Source organism: Streptomyces yangpuensis (assembly GCF_024666385.1).
GTDB lineage: Bacteria > Actinomycetota > Actinomycetes > Streptomycetales > Streptomycetaceae > Streptomyces > Streptomyces yangpuensis.
Genome location: NZ_CP102514.1, coordinates 5981010 through 5997992, shown reverse-complemented (window position 1 = coordinate 5997992; position 16983 = coordinate 5981010). Strand labels below are relative to the sequence as shown.

The 16983-nt window shown below is 75.3% G+C and carries 12 protein-coding genes and 1 riboswitch; of the genes, 5 read left to right on the top strand and 7 right to left on the bottom strand.

Annotated elements, in window-relative coordinates; translation table 11 throughout:
• Positions 1–12 precede the first annotated feature (12 nt).
• The 3 genes from NRK68_RS27280 to NRK68_RS27270 form a co-directional block, all read right to left on the bottom strand.
• Positions 13–2079 (bottom strand): VMAP-C domain-containing protein, encoded by a 2067-nt coding sequence (locus NRK68_RS27280; RefSeq protein ID WP_257857032.1) that lies wholly within the window; start codon positions 2077–2079, stop codon positions 13–15.
• On the bottom strand, positions 2076–3362 hold the full coding sequence (locus NRK68_RS27275; RefSeq protein WP_183069256.1) for a hypothetical protein: 1287 nt from the start codon (positions 3360–3362) through the stop codon (positions 2076–2078). Before NRK68_RS27275 ends, NRK68_RS27280 begins: the two co-directional genes overlap by 4 nt.
• Before the next feature lie 91 nt (positions 3363–3453).
• On the bottom strand, positions 3454–4674 hold the full coding sequence (locus NRK68_RS27270; protein ID WP_257857031.1) for a GDSL-type esterase/lipase family protein: 1221 nt from the start codon (positions 4672–4674) through the stop codon (positions 3454–3456).
• A gap of 221 nt (positions 4675–4895) precedes the next feature.
• Between NRK68_RS27270 and NRK68_RS27265 the strand changes: the two genes are divergently transcribed.
• From NRK68_RS27265 to NRK68_RS27250, 4 genes are all read left to right on the top strand, one after another.
• Positions 4896–5861 (top strand): trypsin-like serine peptidase, encoded by a 966-nt coding sequence (locus NRK68_RS27265; RefSeq protein WP_257857030.1) that lies wholly within the window; start codon positions 4896–4898, stop codon positions 5859–5861.
• Between the two features lie 370 nt (positions 5862–6231).
• The gene (gene cbiE / locus NRK68_RS27260; RefSeq protein WP_257857029.1) at positions 6232–7521 is read left to right on the top strand and encodes a precorrin-6y C5,15-methyltransferase (decarboxylating) subunit CbiE; all 1290 of its coding nucleotides are present in this window, start codon (positions 6232–6234) and stop codon (positions 7519–7521) included.
• Positions 7518–8267: a precorrin-4 C(11)-methyltransferase gene (gene cobM, locus NRK68_RS27255; RefSeq protein ID WP_183069260.1), complete on the top strand. Its 750-nt coding sequence runs from the start codon at positions 7518–7520 to the stop codon at positions 8265–8267. Before cbiE ends, cobM begins: the two co-directional genes overlap by 4 nt.
• Entirely contained in the window at positions 8257–9015 is a 759-nt protein-coding gene (locus NRK68_RS27250) for a cobalt-precorrin-6A reductase (RefSeq protein ID WP_183069261.1), read from the top strand. The genes cobM and NRK68_RS27250 overlap by 11 nt, the downstream gene beginning before the upstream one ends.
• A 60-nt stretch (positions 9016–9075) precedes the next feature.
• Here the strand turns inward: NRK68_RS27250 and NRK68_RS27245 are convergent, their stop codons facing one another.
• The 3 genes from NRK68_RS27245 to NRK68_RS27235 are packed head-to-tail and all read right to left on the bottom strand — an operon-like array spanning position 9076 to position 12507.
• Positions 9076–10575 carry a precorrin-2 C(20)-methyltransferase gene (locus tag NRK68_RS27245; RefSeq protein WP_183069262.1) on the bottom strand — a complete coding sequence of 500 codons (1500 nt, stop codon included), beginning with the start codon at positions 10573–10575 and terminating at the stop codon, positions 9076–9078.
• Positions 10572–11219, bottom strand: coding sequence for a precorrin-8X methylmutase (locus tag NRK68_RS27240; protein ID WP_183069263.1), 648 nt, complete (start codon positions 11217–11219; stop codon positions 10572–10574). The genes NRK68_RS27245 and NRK68_RS27240 overlap by 4 nt, the downstream gene beginning before the upstream one ends.
• Before the next feature lie 4 nt (positions 11220–11223).
• Positions 11224–12507 (bottom strand): ferredoxin-like domain-containing protein, encoded by a 1284-nt coding sequence (locus NRK68_RS27235; protein ID WP_257857028.1) that lies wholly within the window; start codon positions 12505–12507, stop codon positions 11224–11226.
• Between the two features lie 387 nt (positions 12508–12894).
• Positions 12895–13022: riboswitch (cobalamin riboswitch) on the top strand.
• 40 nt (positions 13023–13062) lie between these two features.
• Between NRK68_RS27235 and cobN the strand changes: the two genes are divergently transcribed.
• Positions 13063–16680, top strand: coding sequence for a cobaltochelatase subunit CobN (cobN, locus tag NRK68_RS27230; RefSeq protein ID WP_257857027.1), 3618 nt, complete (start codon positions 13063–13065; stop codon positions 16678–16680).
• A 176-nt stretch (positions 16681–16856) separates the two neighbouring features.
• Here cobN and NRK68_RS27225 read toward each other — a convergent pair whose 3' ends face one another.
• Positions 16857–16979: a hypothetical protein gene (locus tag NRK68_RS27225; RefSeq protein ID WP_257857993.1), complete on the bottom strand. Its 123-nt coding sequence runs from the start codon at positions 16977–16979 to the stop codon at positions 16857–16859.
• Positions 16980–16983 lie beyond the last annotated feature (4 nt).

The following is a 16983-nucleotide window of genomic DNA, read 5'->3' as shown; positions in this document are numbered from 1 at the left end:
CAGTGGTCGGGGTCAGGCCAGGGACCGGAAGCCCGGTATGTCGTCGGGATCGTCCCACAGGAGCACCAACTGGTCTTCCCCTGAGGGCTGTTGGGTGGTGCGTGCGGCGCCCGCGGTGGCGCCGGCGGCCGCCCGGCGCACCTCCCGCACCCGCGCGGGCAGGGTGAGTACGTCCAGTGCGCCGGGGTCCGGGCGGCCGTCGGCCCCGGCCGGTGCGAGCAGGTCGAGGAGCGGCGGCTGCGGTGTTCCGCCGCCGCGCCGCCAGACGGCGACCGGGACGCCGCCTTCGAGTACGGCTTCCAGCAGGCCCGCGTGCGGGGCGGCGGTGGTGTGCGACAGGACGCAGGCGGGTGCCGGGCGCTCGGCCAGTTCCATTCCCAGCACGTCCGTGACCTCGGCCTCCTCCACGACCCGGACGGCCTCGGGGTGCCGGCCTCCCCTGGTGCACAGCCAGCGCCAGCTGCCGTGCCACTCGGCCCGGGTGTCGGCGCGTTCCTGCGGGCAGCGCACCACGACCTGGTGGAGCAGGCCGAGGGCGCGGTGCCGGCCGGCCGGACCGCGGGGCACCGGCCACTGGTCGAAGTCGGTGTCGAGCAGCTCGTACGGGACGTGGAACTCGACGCGGTCGATGCCGCCCCTGCTCCGGGATCCGGCCTCGCCGCCGTCCGCGGGGGCCGCGCCGCCGATGAGGGCGAGCTGCCGTACGAGTTCCTCCCGTACCGCGTCCAGGCGTACGGGCGGGCCCTGCGACTCCCAGATGTGCTCGGCGCGTTCGCCGTGCAGCCATATGCGGGCCCGGAAGCCGGGCCCGCCGTCGGGCGGCGGCTCCAGCCCGACGTGCACGACCGTGGTGCGCGCCGGGGGCGGCGGCGGGGGCAGCACGGGCAGGGCGAGCCGCTCGCGGGTGGTGTCGACCCAGTCCTTCAGCCGTCCCGCCCACGCCGTGTCGCCCGCCGCGGCGGCCCGGTCCGCGAGGAAGCGTACGAAGGGCACGGGCAGGGGCATGCCGCCGCGTCCGCCGTGGCGTTCGTCCAGGTCCTGGACGACGTCCAGGAGGCTGTCGCCGGGCAGGCCGCCGCCGACCGGGGTGGTGCAGCCGGTCGCCTTGAACGCCCAGGCGTAGGCCTCGTAGGCGCAGCGCGGCGGTTCGCGGCCCTCGAACAGCGCGCCGAGTCCGTCCCAGGCCTGCTGGTCGAGGCGGGCGGCCCGGGGCGGCGCGGGAGCGGTGGGGTCGTCGTCGAGGAAGGAGCAGGCGTCCCAGTCGCGGTCCACGAGGAACTGCGGGAGCTGCCAGCCCTCGCCGCGTTCGCGCAGTTCCCGGAAGGAGCGGTGGATGCTGCGGGCGGCGACGGGGAGCCCGCTGACGCTGTCCCGTACGGAGGCGCCGCCGAGTTCGGTGAGCAGGGCCTCGGTGAAGCGTCCGGCGCCGCGCTCGGCGTCGTTCTGCGCGGCCTCGCCCTCGCGGGAGGCGTAGAGCCGGAACTGCCGTCGTCCGGGCACCGAGTTGCCGCCGCCGTAGTCGGTGCTGCCGAAGTTGAACCGGGCGTCGCGGGGTGCGTCGACCCGGCAGGCGTCGACGAGTGCGGCCTGGAGCGGGAAGCTGCGGTGTTTGACGAGGTCGGTGCGCCACCAGCGGAGCGCCGAGTCGAGGTTGAGGTGGCGGATCTGGCTGGGGCGGGCGTCGGCGCAGGGCAGCAGCAGCTCCTGGCGCGGCCCGAGGTAGCCGTGGCCGGCCCAGAAGATCCACAGCAGGTCGCCGTCGCACTGCGGGAGTTCGTCGAGGAGGGCCGCCTTCACGTTCTCCTCGGTCGCCGGCCGGTACGCGGTCCGCAGTTCGGTCATGGCCGGGGAGTCGGGCCAGTCGAGGGCGTCGGGTTCGTCGAGCGGGGACAGCAGGAGCCTGAGGTTGCCGGGGGGTACCTGGGCGGGGCCGGTCAGCCAGTGGGCGAAGCGCAGCGCGTCGCGGGCCGGACCGCGCAGGTTCCAGCGGTGGCTGATGTCGTAGCGCTCGACGCCGGCGACCAGCGCGAAGGTGCGCTGCGGGCCGAGTGCCGGGGGCAGCAGGCCGGTGGGGATCACCCGATCTCCGCTTCGGCCACCGCCTGTTCGATCCGTTCGTAGAGGGAGTCCTGTTTCCAGTAGGCGCTGTGGCAGGCGGGGAAGGGCTGGCGGCTGCCGATCTCGTGGTCGGTGATGCGCGGGTCGCCGGGGAAGACGGGTCCGGCGAGGTAGGACAGCACGTCCTGGCGGTCGTAGACGTTGAGCCAGCGCGGGAAGCCGTACGGGAGTTTCCCGCCGGGTTCGAGGGCGGCCAGGGCGCCGAGTTCGTGGAGGAAGGCGGCCTGGGAGCCGACGGTGACGAGCAGTTCCGCGCCGGGGACGGCTTCGCCGCGGGCGGCGGCCAGGGCGAGGAGGTCCACGAGGGCGATCCCGCCGAGGCTGTGGCCGATGAGTACGGTCGGACCGGGTGCGGCGGTGATCCGGGCGTGCAGGAACGCGCGCAGGTCGTGGCCCCGGGCCTGGTAGCGCAGGATGTCGCCGAGGGCGGGGGTGGCTCCGACGGTGAGGGAGCCGCGCCAGGCGTTGAGCAGGGGCTGGGTGGTGACCCGCATGGCGAGCCGGCCGAGGACGGCGGCCGCGCGGGCGCCGGGGAGCCGGGCGTCACCGCCGAGGCGGGTGGTGAGCAGTTCGACGAGGCGGTCGCGTTCGGTGCCGGTGCAGTCGGCTTCGGCTCCGGCGGCGGCGAGCGCGCCGGCGGTCACGGCCCGGGCGAGGGCGGTGGCCAGCTCCCGGGCCTGCGGTTCGGTGGTGGCGCGCTCGGCGGCGCGGGCCGCCTCGGCGGAGCGGGCGGCGGTGTCCAGGGCGGCCGGGAAGTCCGCGGCGAGCCCGGTGCCGTGCAGCAGCGCGCCGAGTTCGTCCCCGGGGTGGGGCGGCGCGGGCGGTAAGCCGGCCAGCAGCGCGAGCACCCGTACCCCGGCGGGCTGTACGCCGGGCATCGCGAAGGCGTCGTCGTCCGTGTACGCGCTCCCGTCCCCGCCGTCGGGGCCGCCGCCCGGGCCGTGGCCTGCGCCGGGCCAGCCGGCCTCGGCGAGGACCCGTACCTCGCACAGCGGGTCGGCCAGCAGCAGGGTCCATTCGGCCGTCTCCGCGTCGACGGGGTCGGGCGCGGATCCCGCGGCGGGCGTCAGGCCGGGCACGGAGCGGCCGCCGGCGCCGAGGGTGGCGCCGAAGCGGTCGCCCCAGTAGCAGGAGTCGACGGCGGCGGCGGGGAATCTGGCCGTCAGCCGTTCGCGGACCAGGGCGAAGAGCCGGTCGTGCCGCTCGCGCCGTACTCCCGTGCCGTGGACAAAGAGAAATCGCATCGCCGCCCCGCCCCCCTCGTGCCGTCGCCCCTCCGCCCCGGCACGATAGCGCCGAGCGCTCGACAGGGGGTAGGGAACGCCCGGTTCGGCGTCAGCGGGCCCAGGCGGAGCCGAACGCACGGGCGGCGAAGCGTTCGCCGATCCGGCGGTGTCCGGCGGTGTCCGGGTGGAGGTCGTCGGGCAGCGGGAACTCGGCGAAGTCGGCCTCCCCGTACAGGGCGCGTCCGTCGAGGTGGTGCAGGTGGGGGTCGTCGGCGGCGCGCGCGGCGGTGATGCGGGCGAGTTCGTCGCGGACGATGCGCAGGGTCAGCCGCCCGTGGGCGGCCTCGGCCGGGTCCCCGAGGGCGCGGAAGCGCAGCCGCCCGTCGCGCAGGTCGGGGGCGGCCGGTCCGGGGGTGTCCTCGTGGATCGGGCAGTGGATCGGGGAGACGACCAGGACCGGTGTGGTGGGGTGTCCTTCGCGGAGGGTGTCGAGGAAGCCGTGGACGGCCGCGGTGAAGGCGCGCAGGCGCATCACGTCGTGGTTGACGAGGTTGATGCCGATCTTGAGGCTGATCAGGTCGGCCGGGGTGTCCCGCATGGCCCGTGCGGTGAACGGGTCGAGCAGGGCGTTGCCGCTGAAGCCCAGGTTGACCAGTTCCACGCCGGCCCGGGCTGCGGCCAGCGCGGGCCAGGTCCCGGTCGGGCCGTCGGCGTTCGAGCCGTGGCTGATCGAGCTGCCGTGGTGCAGCCAGACGCGGCGGCCGGGGTCCGGTGCCGGCGCCACCGGGGCGTCGGTGCGCAGGGCGATGAGTTCGTGGATCCCCCGGTAGGGCAGCCAGATCTCGACGTCCTTCTCCGCGTCGGGCAGTCCGCTGAACCGTACGGTGCCGGGCGGGCCGGGAGTGAACTCCGCGGCCCAGGTGGTGATGTCGACCGTGCGGAGGTTTCCGCCGTCGGCGACGGCCCGGCCGGCCGGGCTGCCGTCGAGCAGCAGCTCGTACACGGCGTCCGGGGGCTGCGGGGCTCCCCGGTAGACCGTCGTGGTGGTGAGGACGTCCAGTTCGACGGCGGTCGCCCTGGTGCGGAAGGCCAGCCGGACGCCGGCGGGCTGGGCGACGACCTCGGTGAGGTCGGCGGGGGCCTGGCGGCGGGCCCGGGCGGGCAGCCGGTACGGCAGGACGCCGCGGTCGGTGCGCGCCACCTCCAGTGCGCCGCGCAGCAGTTCCGGCCCGAGCGGGGTGGTGATCCAGTCGGGGACGCGGTGGGGGATGCCGTCGGGGCTGCGGTGGGGGGTGCCGTCGGGGGATGCGCTGCGTGCCACGTCGTCCATCCCGTCACCTTTTCAACCGGGCGCGGTTGCCGCATCCGCTTTTCGCGCCGGGGCGCGTCCGTGCGGGGGCGGCGGCCGGCCGGTGTCCGCAGGCCGTCGCATGGCATGCACACGCCGGTACGATCGGCTGTGAGGACGGACACGTCCCGACCTCGGAACCCGGGCCGGGCTCCCCCCATTTAACCGAGAGTCGGACGCGTACGCGGGGCGGAAGGGGCCATATGACCAGCAGGGTTCAGGGGCGGGAGCGGGAACGGGAACGGACCGCGGCACGGGGCCGCGTGGCCGTCGGCCTCGTGTGCGCCCTGGTCCTCGCGGGCGCCGGGTACGCCGCCTGGGAGCTGCGCGGCATCGTCACCACCCGCGCCGACGGCGATCCGGAGCGGGGCGTCTACCAGCAGGACCCCGAGCGTGCCGACCGTACGGCGTCGGCCGTCCTCGACGGGATCGTCCGTGAGGACCCCGAACCGGCCACGGACGGCAAGGACTTCGCCGGAGACGGTGCGGTGGACTGGCGCTCCGGCGGGTGGCAGCCCTCCGATCCGCTGGTGGCGAGGCCCGCCCCCGCCGAGCCGGCGATCGGCGCGCTCTTCTCCCCCGGCAACGACGGCGACCCCGACCACCACTGCTCGGGCGTCGTGGTCCACTCCCCCGCGGGTGACCTGATCGCCACCGCCGCCCACTGTGTGTACGGCGGCGGCTTCCGCACCAACCTCGCCTTCGCGCCCGGCTACCGGGACGGCATCGCACCGTACGGCGTCTGGGTGCCCACCCGGATCGACGTGGACCCCCGCTGGACCGCGCGGCAGGACCCCGACCACGACGTCGCGTTCCTCCGGCTGCGCCGGCCCGGGTACCCCGGCCAGCGGCTGGAGGACGTCACCGGCGCCAAGACGATCGCCTTCGGCACCGCACTGCCCGCGCCCGCTCGGCTCGTGGGCTATCCGAACGCCGTCGAGCAGCCCCTGGACTGCCGTACCACCGCCCACCCGGCCGGCCCGACGCAGCTTCGGCTGGACTGCGCGGACGTGCCCAACGGGACCAGTGGGGGCCCGGTGCTGACGGACGGTCACACGCTGATCGGGGTGATCGGTGGCCGCGACGGCGGCGGCGACGACAAGACCTCCTACAGCGTCCACTTCGACGACGGCATCCGCGCCCTCCACGAACGCGCCTCCCGGCCCTGACCCGGCTCGGCGGTGTCGCGGGTGACGGGGTGTGGGTGGTTGTCCGTAGCGTCGTCGTCCATGGTTTCGAGTCTGCTCGCGCGGGCGGGCGCGCGACAGGCATGCGGTGGGGCGGACGGAAGCGTCGCGGGGGCGGGCGGGAGCGCGGCCGGGGCCGGGTGGGCTCCGGTCACGACGGCGGTCCGGCCGCTGGGGGCGGGAGGTGCACGGCCTTCCGGCCCGCAATGGCGGCGCCCTCGATCCGGTGGGTCACCGAGGGCGGACCCCTGGGGTGTCTCGGGACTCACACGGGTGGGCGCGGATACCGCAGCCGCAGGCCAGTAGGCTGCGGGTCCGCCCTCTTTCCCTTCCCGCCCCGAGGTACAGCGCAGTGAGCTCCGCACCGCCCCCCATACCCGTGACGGTCGTCGGCCTCGGCGCCGACGGGTGGGCCGGGCTCACCGCCGCCGCGCGGTCGTCGCTGTCCCGCGCCGAGGTCCTGATCGGCGGGCCCCGCCAGCTGGACCTGCTGCCGGCCGCCGAGTGCCCCGGGCAGCGGGTGGCGTGGCCGAGCCCGCTGCGGCCGGCCGTGCCGAAGCTCATGGCCGAGCACGCCGGCCGCCGGACCGCGGTCCTGGCCAGCGGCGACCCGATGTTCTACGGGATCGGCCGCGCCCTCGCCGAGGAGCTCGGACCGCGGTCCCTGCAGGTCCACCCGCACCCCTCGTCCGTCTCCTACGCCTGCGCCCGCCTCGGCTGGCCGGTGGAGGACACCGAGGTGGTCACCGTGGTGGGCCGCCCGGTGGCCCGGCTCACGGCCGCGCTGCACGACGGGCGCCGGGTACTCGTGCTCAGTGCCGGCGCCTCCTCCCCCGGCGAGATCGCCGCTCTGCTGCGTGAACGCGGCTTCGGCCCGAGCCGGATGCGGGTGCTGGAGCAGCTCGGCTCCGAGCGCGAGGACGCGTACGAGGGCACGGCCGACGGCTGGGACCACGCCCCGGGCGACCCCCTGAACGTGGTGGCCGTCGACTGCCGCCGGGACCCGGCCCACGCCGGGCCGCGCCTCGGCGCCACCCCGGGCCTGCCCGACGCCGCCTACGAGCACGACGGCCAGCTCACCAAGCGCCACGTCCGCGCCGCGACCCTGTGCGCGCTCGCCCCGGCCCCCGGCGAGCTGCTGTGGGACATCGGCGGCGGCTCCGGCTCCATCGGCATCGAGTGGATGCGCACCCACCCCTCGTGCCGGGCGGTGGCCGTGGAGCGCGTCCCGGAACGGGCCGCGCGGATCAGCCGTAACGCGGGGGCGCTCGGCGTGCCCGGCCTGCGTGTGGTCGTCGGGGCGGCGCCGGAGGCGCTCGCCGGGCTCCCGGCCCCCGACGCGGTGTTCATCGGCGGCGGGCTGACCGCGCCGGGCCTGCTCGACGCGGTGTGGGCGGCGCTGGCCCCCGGCGGCCGGCTGGTGGTCAACACGGTCACGCTGGAGTCGGAGGCCGTCCTCGCCGAGCGCCACCGGCGCCACGGCGGTGACCTGGTGAAACTGGCCGTCGCGCACGCCGTGCCGGTGGGCGGCTTCACCGGCTGGCGGCAGGCCATGGCGGTCACCCAGTGGTCGGTGACGAAGCCGGCGACCGCGCCGCGGACGCCGGAGCCGACGGCAACGAAGGAGAAGGATCAGACATGACCGTGTACTTCATCGGTGCGGGCCCCGGCGCCGCCGATCTGATCACGGTGCGCGGTGCCCGGACCCTGGCCGCCGCCCCCGTCTGCCTGTACGCGGGCAGCCTGGTGCCGCGCGAGCTGCTCGCCGAGTGCCCGGCGGACGCCCGCCTCGTCGACACCTCGCAGCTGAACCTGGACGAGATCGTCGCCGAGTGCGTACGGGCCCACGAGGCGGGCCAGGACGTGGCGCGGCTGCACTCCGGCGACCCGTCGATCTTCAGCGCGGTCGCCGAGCAGATGCGGCGGCTGGACGCGGCCGGTATCCCCTACGAGGTCGTCCCGGGCGTGCCGGCCTTCGCCGCCGCGGCCGCCGCCCTGAAGCGGGAGCTGACGGTGCCCACCGTCGGGCAGACCGTGATCCTCACCCGGATCGCCCAGCAGGCGACCCCCATGCCGCCCGGCGAGGACCTGGCCACCCTGGGCCGCAGCGGTGCGCTGCTCGTCCTGCACCTGGCCACCCGCTACGTGGACCGCGTCGTCGACGAACTGCTGCCGCACTACGGGGCCGAGTGCCCGGTGGCGGTCGTGGCGATGGCCAGCCGTCCCGACGAGCTGATCCTGCGCGGCACCCTGGCGGACATCGCCGCCCAGGTGAAGGGCGCGGGACTGGTCCGCACCGCCGTCATCGTGGTGGGCCGCACACTTGGCGCGGAGCAGTTCCGCGACAGCCACCTGTACTCCCCCGAGCGCGAGCGGCATGTCTGCTGACGGGGCCGCGCACCACGTCCTGATCCTGGGCGGCACCACGGAGGCCCGCCGCCTCGCGGAGGCGCTGGCGCGGGAGTCCTCGTACCGGGTGACGACCTCGCTGGCGGGCCGGGTCGCCGCGCCCGTGCTGCCGCCGGGCGGAACCCGGATCGGGGGCTTCGGCGGGCCCGCCGGGCTGGCGGCCTGGATCGGCGCACACGGGGTCACCCGCGTGGTCGACGCCACCCACCCCTTCGCGGAACGCATGAGCTTCAACGCGGCGGAGGCGTCCCGGCTCTCGGGCGTACCGCTGCTCGCCCTGCGCCGCCCCGGCTGGCAGCCCGGCCCCGGTGACGCGTGGACCTTCGCGGACTCCCTGTCCGGGGCCGCGAACCTGCTGCCGGGTCTCGGCGGCCGGGTGTTCCTGACCACCGGCCGGATGGGCCTGCACACCTTCGCGGACCTCGACGGCTGCTGGTTCCTGGTGCGTTCGGTGGACCCGCCGGCGGGGCCGGTCCCGCCCCGCCTCGAAGTCCTGCTGGACCGGGGCCCGTTCACCCTCGACGGCGAGCGGGAGCTGCTGGCCCGGCACCGGATCGACGTCCTGGTGACGAAGGACAGCGGCGGCTCGGCCACCGCCCCCAAGCTGACGGCCGCCCGCGAGGCGGGCATCCCGGTCCTCGTCGTACGCCGCCCCCCGGTGCCGGAGGGCGTGGCGGAGGCGGATTCGGTGGCCGCAGTACTCGACCGGCTGCGGCAGCAGGCGTGAAAAGGCCGGGCCCGGGGTGAGGTAAGCACCCCGGGACCGGCTTCCGGTCAGGCTACCCGGTCACGGGTAGCGGCGCGGCGTCCAGGTGATCCGTGACCCGTCGGGCCGCTCGGTGACCTGCGTCTGCGAGGAGCCGATCAGCAGGATCGTGCGCATGTCGACCTCGGACGGCTCCAGTTCGCCGAGCGTGACGATCCGCACCGACTGCTCGGGGCCTCCCACGTCGCGGGCGACGACCACCGGGGTCTGCGGGGAGCGCAGTTCCAGGAGCAGTTCGCGGGCCTGGGCGACCTGCCAGGTCCGGCTGCGCGAACCGGGGTTGTAGAGGGCGAGCACCAGGTCGGCAGCGGCGGCCGCGCGCAGCCGCTCCGCGATGACCTCCCAGGGCTTGAGCCGGTCGGACAGCGAGATCGTGGCGTAGTCGTGGCCGAGCGGGGCGCCGGCCGCGGCGGCCGCCGCGTTGGCCGCGGTCACCCCGGGCAGGACCCGTACGGGCACGTCCTTGTACTCCGGCTGGCCGGCGACCTCCAGGACCGCGGTGGCCATGGCGAAGACACCCGGGTCGCCGCCGGAGACCACGGCCACCCGCTTGCCGCGGCGGGCGAGGTCGAGGGCGAACTCGGCGCGCTCCGACTCCACCTTGTTGTCGGAGCCGTGCCGGACCTGGCCCGGCTTGACGGGCACCCGGTCCAGGTACGTCGTGTAGCCGACGAGCACCTCGGCGTCCGCGAGGGCGCGCCGGGTCTGCGGGGTGAGCCACAGCGGACCGGCCGGGCCGGTGCCGACGACGGCGACCTCGCCGGGGCCGGACGGCACGCTGCCCGGGTTGCCGATCCGGCTGGGCACGACGGCGACGGCGAAGTACGGCACGCTGTCGGCGTCGGTGTCGGCGAGGACTCCGGTGCGTTCGCCCGGCATCGTGGCCCGCTCGACGTAGCGGGCCTCGGCGAGCCGGCCGCTGTTCTCCATCGCGCCGCGCACGGCGGGGAAGGTCCGGCCGAGCTTCATCACGACCGCCGAGTCGGTCGCGGCGAGGCGGGCGGTCAGTTCCTCCTCGGGCAGCGTGCCGGGGAGGATGGTCAGGACCTCCTCGCCCTCCACGAGGGGGGTGCCGAGGCGGGCGGCGGCTGCGCTGACCGAGGTGACGCCGGGGACGACCTCGGTCTCGTACCGGTCGGCGAGCCGCTTGTGCATGTGCATGTACGAGCTGTAGAAGAGCGGGTCGCCCTCCGCGAGCACGGCGACGGTCCGGCCGGCGTCCAGGTGGGCGGCCAGCCGGGCGGCGGCGGCCTCGTAGAACTCCTCCATCGCGCCCTGGTAGCCGCCGGGGTGGTCGGTGGTCTCGGTGGTGACCGGGTAGACCAGCGGCTCTTCGATGTGGGTGTCGCGCAGGTGCTTCGCGGCGATCGAGCGGGCGATGGACCGGCCGTGGCGGGCGCTGTGGTAGGCGACGACGTCCGCCTCGCCGATCACCTCGACGGCCCGCAGGGTCATCAGGTTCGGGTCGCCGGGGCCGAGTCCGACCCCGTACAGGCGGCCCTTGGGCTGCACGTCGCTCATTCGGCCACGCTCGCGATGGCGTTGAGGGCGGCCGCGGCGATGGCGCTGCCGCCGCGGCGGCCGCGCACGACGAGGTGGTCGAGGCCGGAGGGGTGGGCGGCGAGGGCGTCCTTGGACTCGGCGGCGCCGATGAAGCCGACGGGCACGCCGATGACGGCGGCCGGGCGCGGGGCGCCCTCCTCGATCATCTCCAGCAGCCGGAACAGCGCGGTCGGCGCGTTGCCGACCGCGACCACGGAGCCCTCCAACAGGCCGCGGTCGCGCCACACTTCGAGGGCGGCGGCGCTGCGCGTGGTGCCCATCCTCGCGGCGAGTTCCGGGACGGCCGGGTCGGAGAGGGTGCAGATCACGTCGTTGTCGGCGGGCAGCCGCTTGCGGGTGACGCCGCTGGCGACCATCTGGACGTCGCACAGGATGGGCGCGCCCGCCTCCAGCGCGGCGCGGGCACGCAGCACCACCTCGGGGGTGTACCCCAGGTCCTGGGGGAGGTCGGTCATCCCGCAGGCGTGAATCATGCGCACCGCGACCTGGGCGACCGAGGCGGGCAGCCCGGAGAGGTCCGCCTCGGCGCGGATCGTGGCAAAGGACTGGCGGTAGATCGCGGCGCCGTCCTTCTCGTACTCAAACACGGTGTACTCGCTCATTTCTTCACTGCGGCTTCGGACTCTGGGGTGATGAGGTGGTCTCGCGGGCGGCCGTGAGGGCGGCCGCCAGGTCCGGCCGGGGCGGCAGGGGCCGCCCGTGCACGGAGAGCCGGTATCCGTCGGCGGTGGCGAGCGCGTCGACCCACTGCGTTCCCCGCGGGTGGCCGCACCGGCGCTCGCAGCCGGACCAGTGCACGGGCAGCGGCCCCCGCGCCCGTTCCACGAGGGCGCGCGCGTCGGCGCGTACGTCGGCCAGGGATTTCGCACAACCGGGGCGGCCGGTACAGGCGGTGACGGACTGCCAGGGACTGTCGGCGGCGACGACCAGGCCCGCGTCCTCCAGCAGGGCGGGGCCGTCGACCGGCCCGCGGAGGGGGGCGTCGGGGAGCACGACGGTACGCCAGGGGGTGATCCGCAGCCCGTCGCCGTGCCCGGCCACCTGTACCAGGACCCGCCACTGGCCGGTGGTCATCCGGCCCAGCGGGGGCAGCACGCACAGGTCGCCGCGCGGGCCCGGGCCGCGTCCCCACGGCCGGGGCGGTGCGGCGTACGGCCAGTCCACCTCGGTCTCGCGGACGGCGCCGATGCCGGCGGCGGCCAGCCGGGCCGCGAACTCCCCGTCGTCCAGGGCGTGTCCGGCGGCGAGTTCGGCCACCCGCCAGGCGCGGGTGCCGGCCGCGTCCACGGCGTCGAGGAAGTACTCGGCGGCGAGCAGCGCGGCCCGCGGGGCGTCCTCGTCGGCGACGGCGACGGCTCCGGCGGCCGCCCCGAGACGGACCAGCGCCCGGTCGCCGCACCGCCCGAGCACGGTGATGTCCGGCTCCAGGGCGGCCACGTCGCCACGGCCGTCGTCGAGGGCGAAGAGGAAGCGGCCGGACAGGGCGGTGACGCGGAGGTTCGCGCACAGCAGCCGGTCCAGCTCGCGCACCCAGGGCAGTACGTCCTGCGAGGTCGGGGTGGCCACGATGTTGCGTACGCGTTCGTGGGCGGGCGCGGGCAGCAGCCCGGCGGCGTCGAGCACCGCGGCGAGGCCGGTGCCGCAGCCCTCGGCGAGGCCGCGCAGCTGCACGTTGCCGCGGGAGGTGAGTTCGAGGTGCCCGTCGCCGAACCGGTCGGCGGCGGCCGCGAGGTGCGCGGCCTGCGCGGCGGTCAGGGCGCCGCCGGGGATCCGGACGCGCGCGAGGTACCCGTCGTCCGCCGCGTGCAGCCTGAGCGCGCCGGGGCAGGCGTCACCGCGGTCCCGTATGACGGGTTCGTCCCGCGATACGGCGGAGGGGGGCTGGGGCATGGCGGCGAGCATACCCACGATTCCCCTGCCCGGAACTGTGTCCACCGCCACCCTCCGTCACCCACCGCACCCCCAGCGCCATCCCGCCCCCGCCCTTCCAGCCTCGCCTCGCCCTTCCAGCCTCGCCGCGCACTCTCAGCCCCGCCGGCGTTTGAGGCGCGCATTTTCAGCCTCGCCGGCGTTTGAGGCGCGGGGGTCCGGGGGCAGAGCCCCCGCAACGGCGCCGCACCGAACCCGCCCCAGTCGGCGGAGCCACCCGCAGAGCCCCCGCAACCGCGCCGCACCGCCGCACCGAACCCGCCCCCGCCGGCGGAGCCACCGGCGGAGCCACCCGCCACCCCCACTCCCGACCACCGCAAACGCCACCTAGGATGACCACCGGCGGCCCATACGGTCCGCCGTCGCCGAGGACGGCGACATGGGAGGAAGCCCGGTGCGAATCCGGCGCGGTCCCGCCACTGTGAACCCGGCAGAGCCACACGGCCGGGTGAGTCAGGAACTCCCGCTGTCCTCACTGCCCGGGGCGCGGAAACCCCGAGGAAGGCCTGCCGCCGCATGATCCTGCTGCTGTCGACGTCCGACACCGATCTGCTCAGCGCCCGCGCAGCGAACACGGCGGACGCCCCCGTCCCGTACCGGTTCGCGAACCCCTCCCGCCTTCCCCTCGACGACCTCCCCGGCCTGCTCGACGGGGCCGACCTGGTCGTCGTACGCCTCCTCGGCGGCCTCCGCGCCTGGCAGGACGGCCTGGACCTGCTGCTGGCGCCCGGCCAGACCCGCCCGGTCGTGGTCCTGACCGGCGAACAGGCCCCGGACGCCCAGCTGATGGAGGCCTCCACGGTGCCGATCGGCATCGCGGCCGAGGCGCACGCCTACCTCGCGCACGGCGGCCCGTCCAACCTCGGGCAGCTGGCCCGGTTCCTGTCCGACACCGTCCTGCTCACCGGCCACGGCTTCGAGCCGCCCGCCGCCGCCCCCACCTGGGGGCCCCTGGAGCGCACCGCGCAGCGCACGGACGGCCCCGAGGTCGCCGTGCTCTACTACCGCGCCCACCAGATGAGCGGCAACACCGGCTTCGTGCACACGCTCTGCGAGGCCATCGAGGCCCACGGCGCCCGGCCGGTCCCCCTCTACGTCTCCTCCCTGCGCACCCCGGAGCCGGGGCTCGTCGCGGCCCTGGGTTCCGCGGACGCGGTCGTCACCACCGTCCTCGCGGCCGGCGGCACCAGGCCCGCCACCGCCTCGGCGGGCGGGGACGACGAGTCCTGGGACGCGGGCGCGCTCGCCGCGCTCGGCGTGCCGATCCTCCAGGCCCTGTGCCTGACCGGCTCCCGCGCCTCCTGGGAGGAGAACGACGAGGGCCTCTCCCCGCTGGACGCCGCGACGCAGGTCGCCGTGCCCGAGTTCGACGGCCGTCTGATCACCGTCCCGTTCTCCTTCAAGGAGTTCGACGAGGACGGTCTGCCCGCCTACGTGGCCGACCCTGAGCGGGCCGCCCGGGTCGCGGGCATCGCCGTACGCCACGCGCGCCTGCGCCACATCGAGCGCCGGGACAAGAAGGTCGCGCTCGTCCTTTCCGCGTACCCGACGAAGCACTCCCGCATCGGCAACGCGGTCGGCCTGGACACCCCGGCGAGCGCGGTGGAACTGCTGCGCACCCTCATCGCCGAGGGCTACGACTTCGGCCCGGTGACCGAGATCCCCGGTCTGGTCTCGGGCGACGGCGACGAGCTGATCCGCGCCCTGATCGAGGCCGGCGGCCACGACCAGGACTGGCTCACCGAGGAGCAGCTGGCCCGCAACCCGGTCCGCATCCCGGCCGCGGACTACAGGCGCTGGTTCGCCGAGCTGCCGGCCGAGCTGCGCGAAAGCGTCGAGGAGCACTGGGGCGAGGCCCCGGGCAACATGTTCGTGGACCGTTCGGCGAACCCCGAGGGCGACATCGTCCTGGCCGCCCTGCGCCGCGGGAACCTCCTGATCCTCATCCAGCCGCCGCGCGGCTTCGGCGAGAACCCGATCGCGATCTACCACGACCCCGATCTGCCGCCCTCGCACCACTACCTGGCCGCGTACCGCTGGATCCAGGCGCGCGCGGAGGACGGCGGCTTCGGCGCCGACGCGATGATCCACCTGGGCAAGCACGGCAACCTGGAGTGGCTGCCCGGCAAGAACGCGGGCCTGTCCGCGGCCTGCGCGCCGGACGCCGCCCTCGGCGACCTCCCGCTGATCTACCCGTTCCTGGTCAACGACCCGGGCGAGGGCACCCAGGCCAAGCGCCGCGTCCACGCCACCCTGGTCGACCACCTGGTGCCGCCGATGGCGCGCGCGGAGTCGTACGGCGACATCGCACGCCTGGAGCAGCACCTGGACGAGTACGCCCAGATCTCCGCGATGGACCCGGCGAAGCTGCCGGCCATCCGCGCCCAGATCTGGACGCTGATCCAGGCGGCGAAGCTCGACCACGACCTGGGGCTGGAGGAGCGTCCGGACGACGACGGCTTCGACGACTTCCTGCTGCACGTCGACGGCTGGCTGTGCGAGGTCAAGGACGCCCAGATCCGGGACGGTCTGCACGTCCTGGGCGGCGCCCCGACGGGTGAGGCGCGGGTCAACCTGGTCCTCGCGATCCTGCGCGCCCGCCAGATCTGGGGTGGTACGACGGCCCTGCCCGGGCTGCGCGAGGCCCTGGGCCTCGACGAGTCCAAGGCCACCCGTACGTCCGCGGACGACATCGAGGAGCAGGCCCGCGCCCTGGTCCAGGCGATGGAGGACGCCGGCTGGGCGCCGGACGCCGTCGCCCCGGTCGCGGCGGACCGGCCTGCGGACGTCGCGGCGGTCCTGTCCTTCGCGGCCCGCGAGGTGGTCCCGCGGCTGGCCGGCACGACGGACGAGATCGCCCATGTGGTCGCGGCCCTGGACGGCCGGTTCGTCCCGGCGGGCCCCTCCGGCTCCCCGCTGCGCGGCCTGGTCAACGTCCTCCCGACGGGCCGCAACTTCTACTCGGTCGACCCCAAGGCCGTGCCGTCCCGCCTCGCGTGGGAGACGGGCCAGGCCCTGGCCGACTCCCTGCTGACGCGCTACCGCACCGACAACGGCGAGTGGCCGGCTTCGGTGGGCCTGTCCCTGTGGGGCACGAGCGCGATGCGCACGGCGGGCGACGACGTGGCCGAGGCCATGGCGCTGCTCGGCATCCGGCCGGTGTGGGACGAGGCCTCGCGGCGCGTGACCGGGCTGGAGCCGATCCCGCTCGTGGAGCTGGGCCGGCCGCGCATCGATGTGACGCTGCGCATCTCGGGCTTCTTCCGTGACGCGTTCCCGCACGTGATCGGCCTGCTGGACGACGCGGTGCGGCTCGCGGCCTCGCTGGAGGAGCCCGCCGACCAGAACTTCGTCCGGGCGCATGCCCAGGCGGACCTGGCCCTGCACGGTGACGAGCGCCGCGCGACGACCCGTATCTTCGGCTCGCGGCCGGGTACGTACGGGGCGGGCATCCTGCAGCTGATCGACTCCCGCGACTGGCGTACGGACGCCGACCTGGCGGAGGTCTACACGGTGTGGGGCGGCTACGCCTACGGCCGCGGCCTCGAAGGACGCCCCGCCCGGGACGAGATGGAGACGGCCTACAAGCGGATCACGGTCGCGGCGAAGAACACGGACACCCGCGAGCACGACATCGCGGACTCGGACGACTACTTCCAGTACCACGGCGGCATGGTGGCCACGGTCCGCGCCCTGCGCGGCACGGCCCCGGAGGCGTACATCGGTGACTCCACCCGCCCGGAGACGGTCAAGACCCGCACCCTGGTCGAGGAGACCTCGCGCGTCTTCCGCGCCCGTGTCGTGAACCCGAAGTGGATCGAGGCGATGCGCCGCCACGGCTACAAGGGCGCCTTCGAGCTCGCGGCGACGGTGGACTACCTCTTCGGCTACGACGCCACGACGGGCGTGGTCGCGGACTGGATGTACGACAAGCTCACCGAGACGTACGTCCTGGACCCGGTGAACCGCGCCTTCCTGGAGGAGGCCAACCCGTGGGCCCTGCACGGCATCGCGGAGCGCCTGCTGGAGGCGGAGTCCCGCGGTATGTGGGAGAAGCCGGACCCGCAGATCCTGGAGTCCCTGCGGCAGGTGTACCTGGACACCGAGGGCAACCTGGAGGGTGAGGCGGAGTAGCCCCGCGTCGGGCCGCCGACACGACGAAGGCCGTCCTCGCCACCCGTTCCGCGGGTGGGGAGGACGGCCTTCTCGCGGTCGGATCCGCGTACCCCGAGTACGCGCACCGCCCGAAGCCCGCTACGCCTTGACGGTCTGGTTCAGCGCCACGAGCGCCTGCGCCCACCGTACGTACTTCAGCTGCGCTCGCCGTCCTTCTCGCTGACGCCCTTCAGCGCGGCCACGGGAGCGGCGAGCACATCGGCCAGCGGCTTGTCGGCCCACGCCTTGTCGAGCACCTTGTCCAGATCGATCGCCATGAGT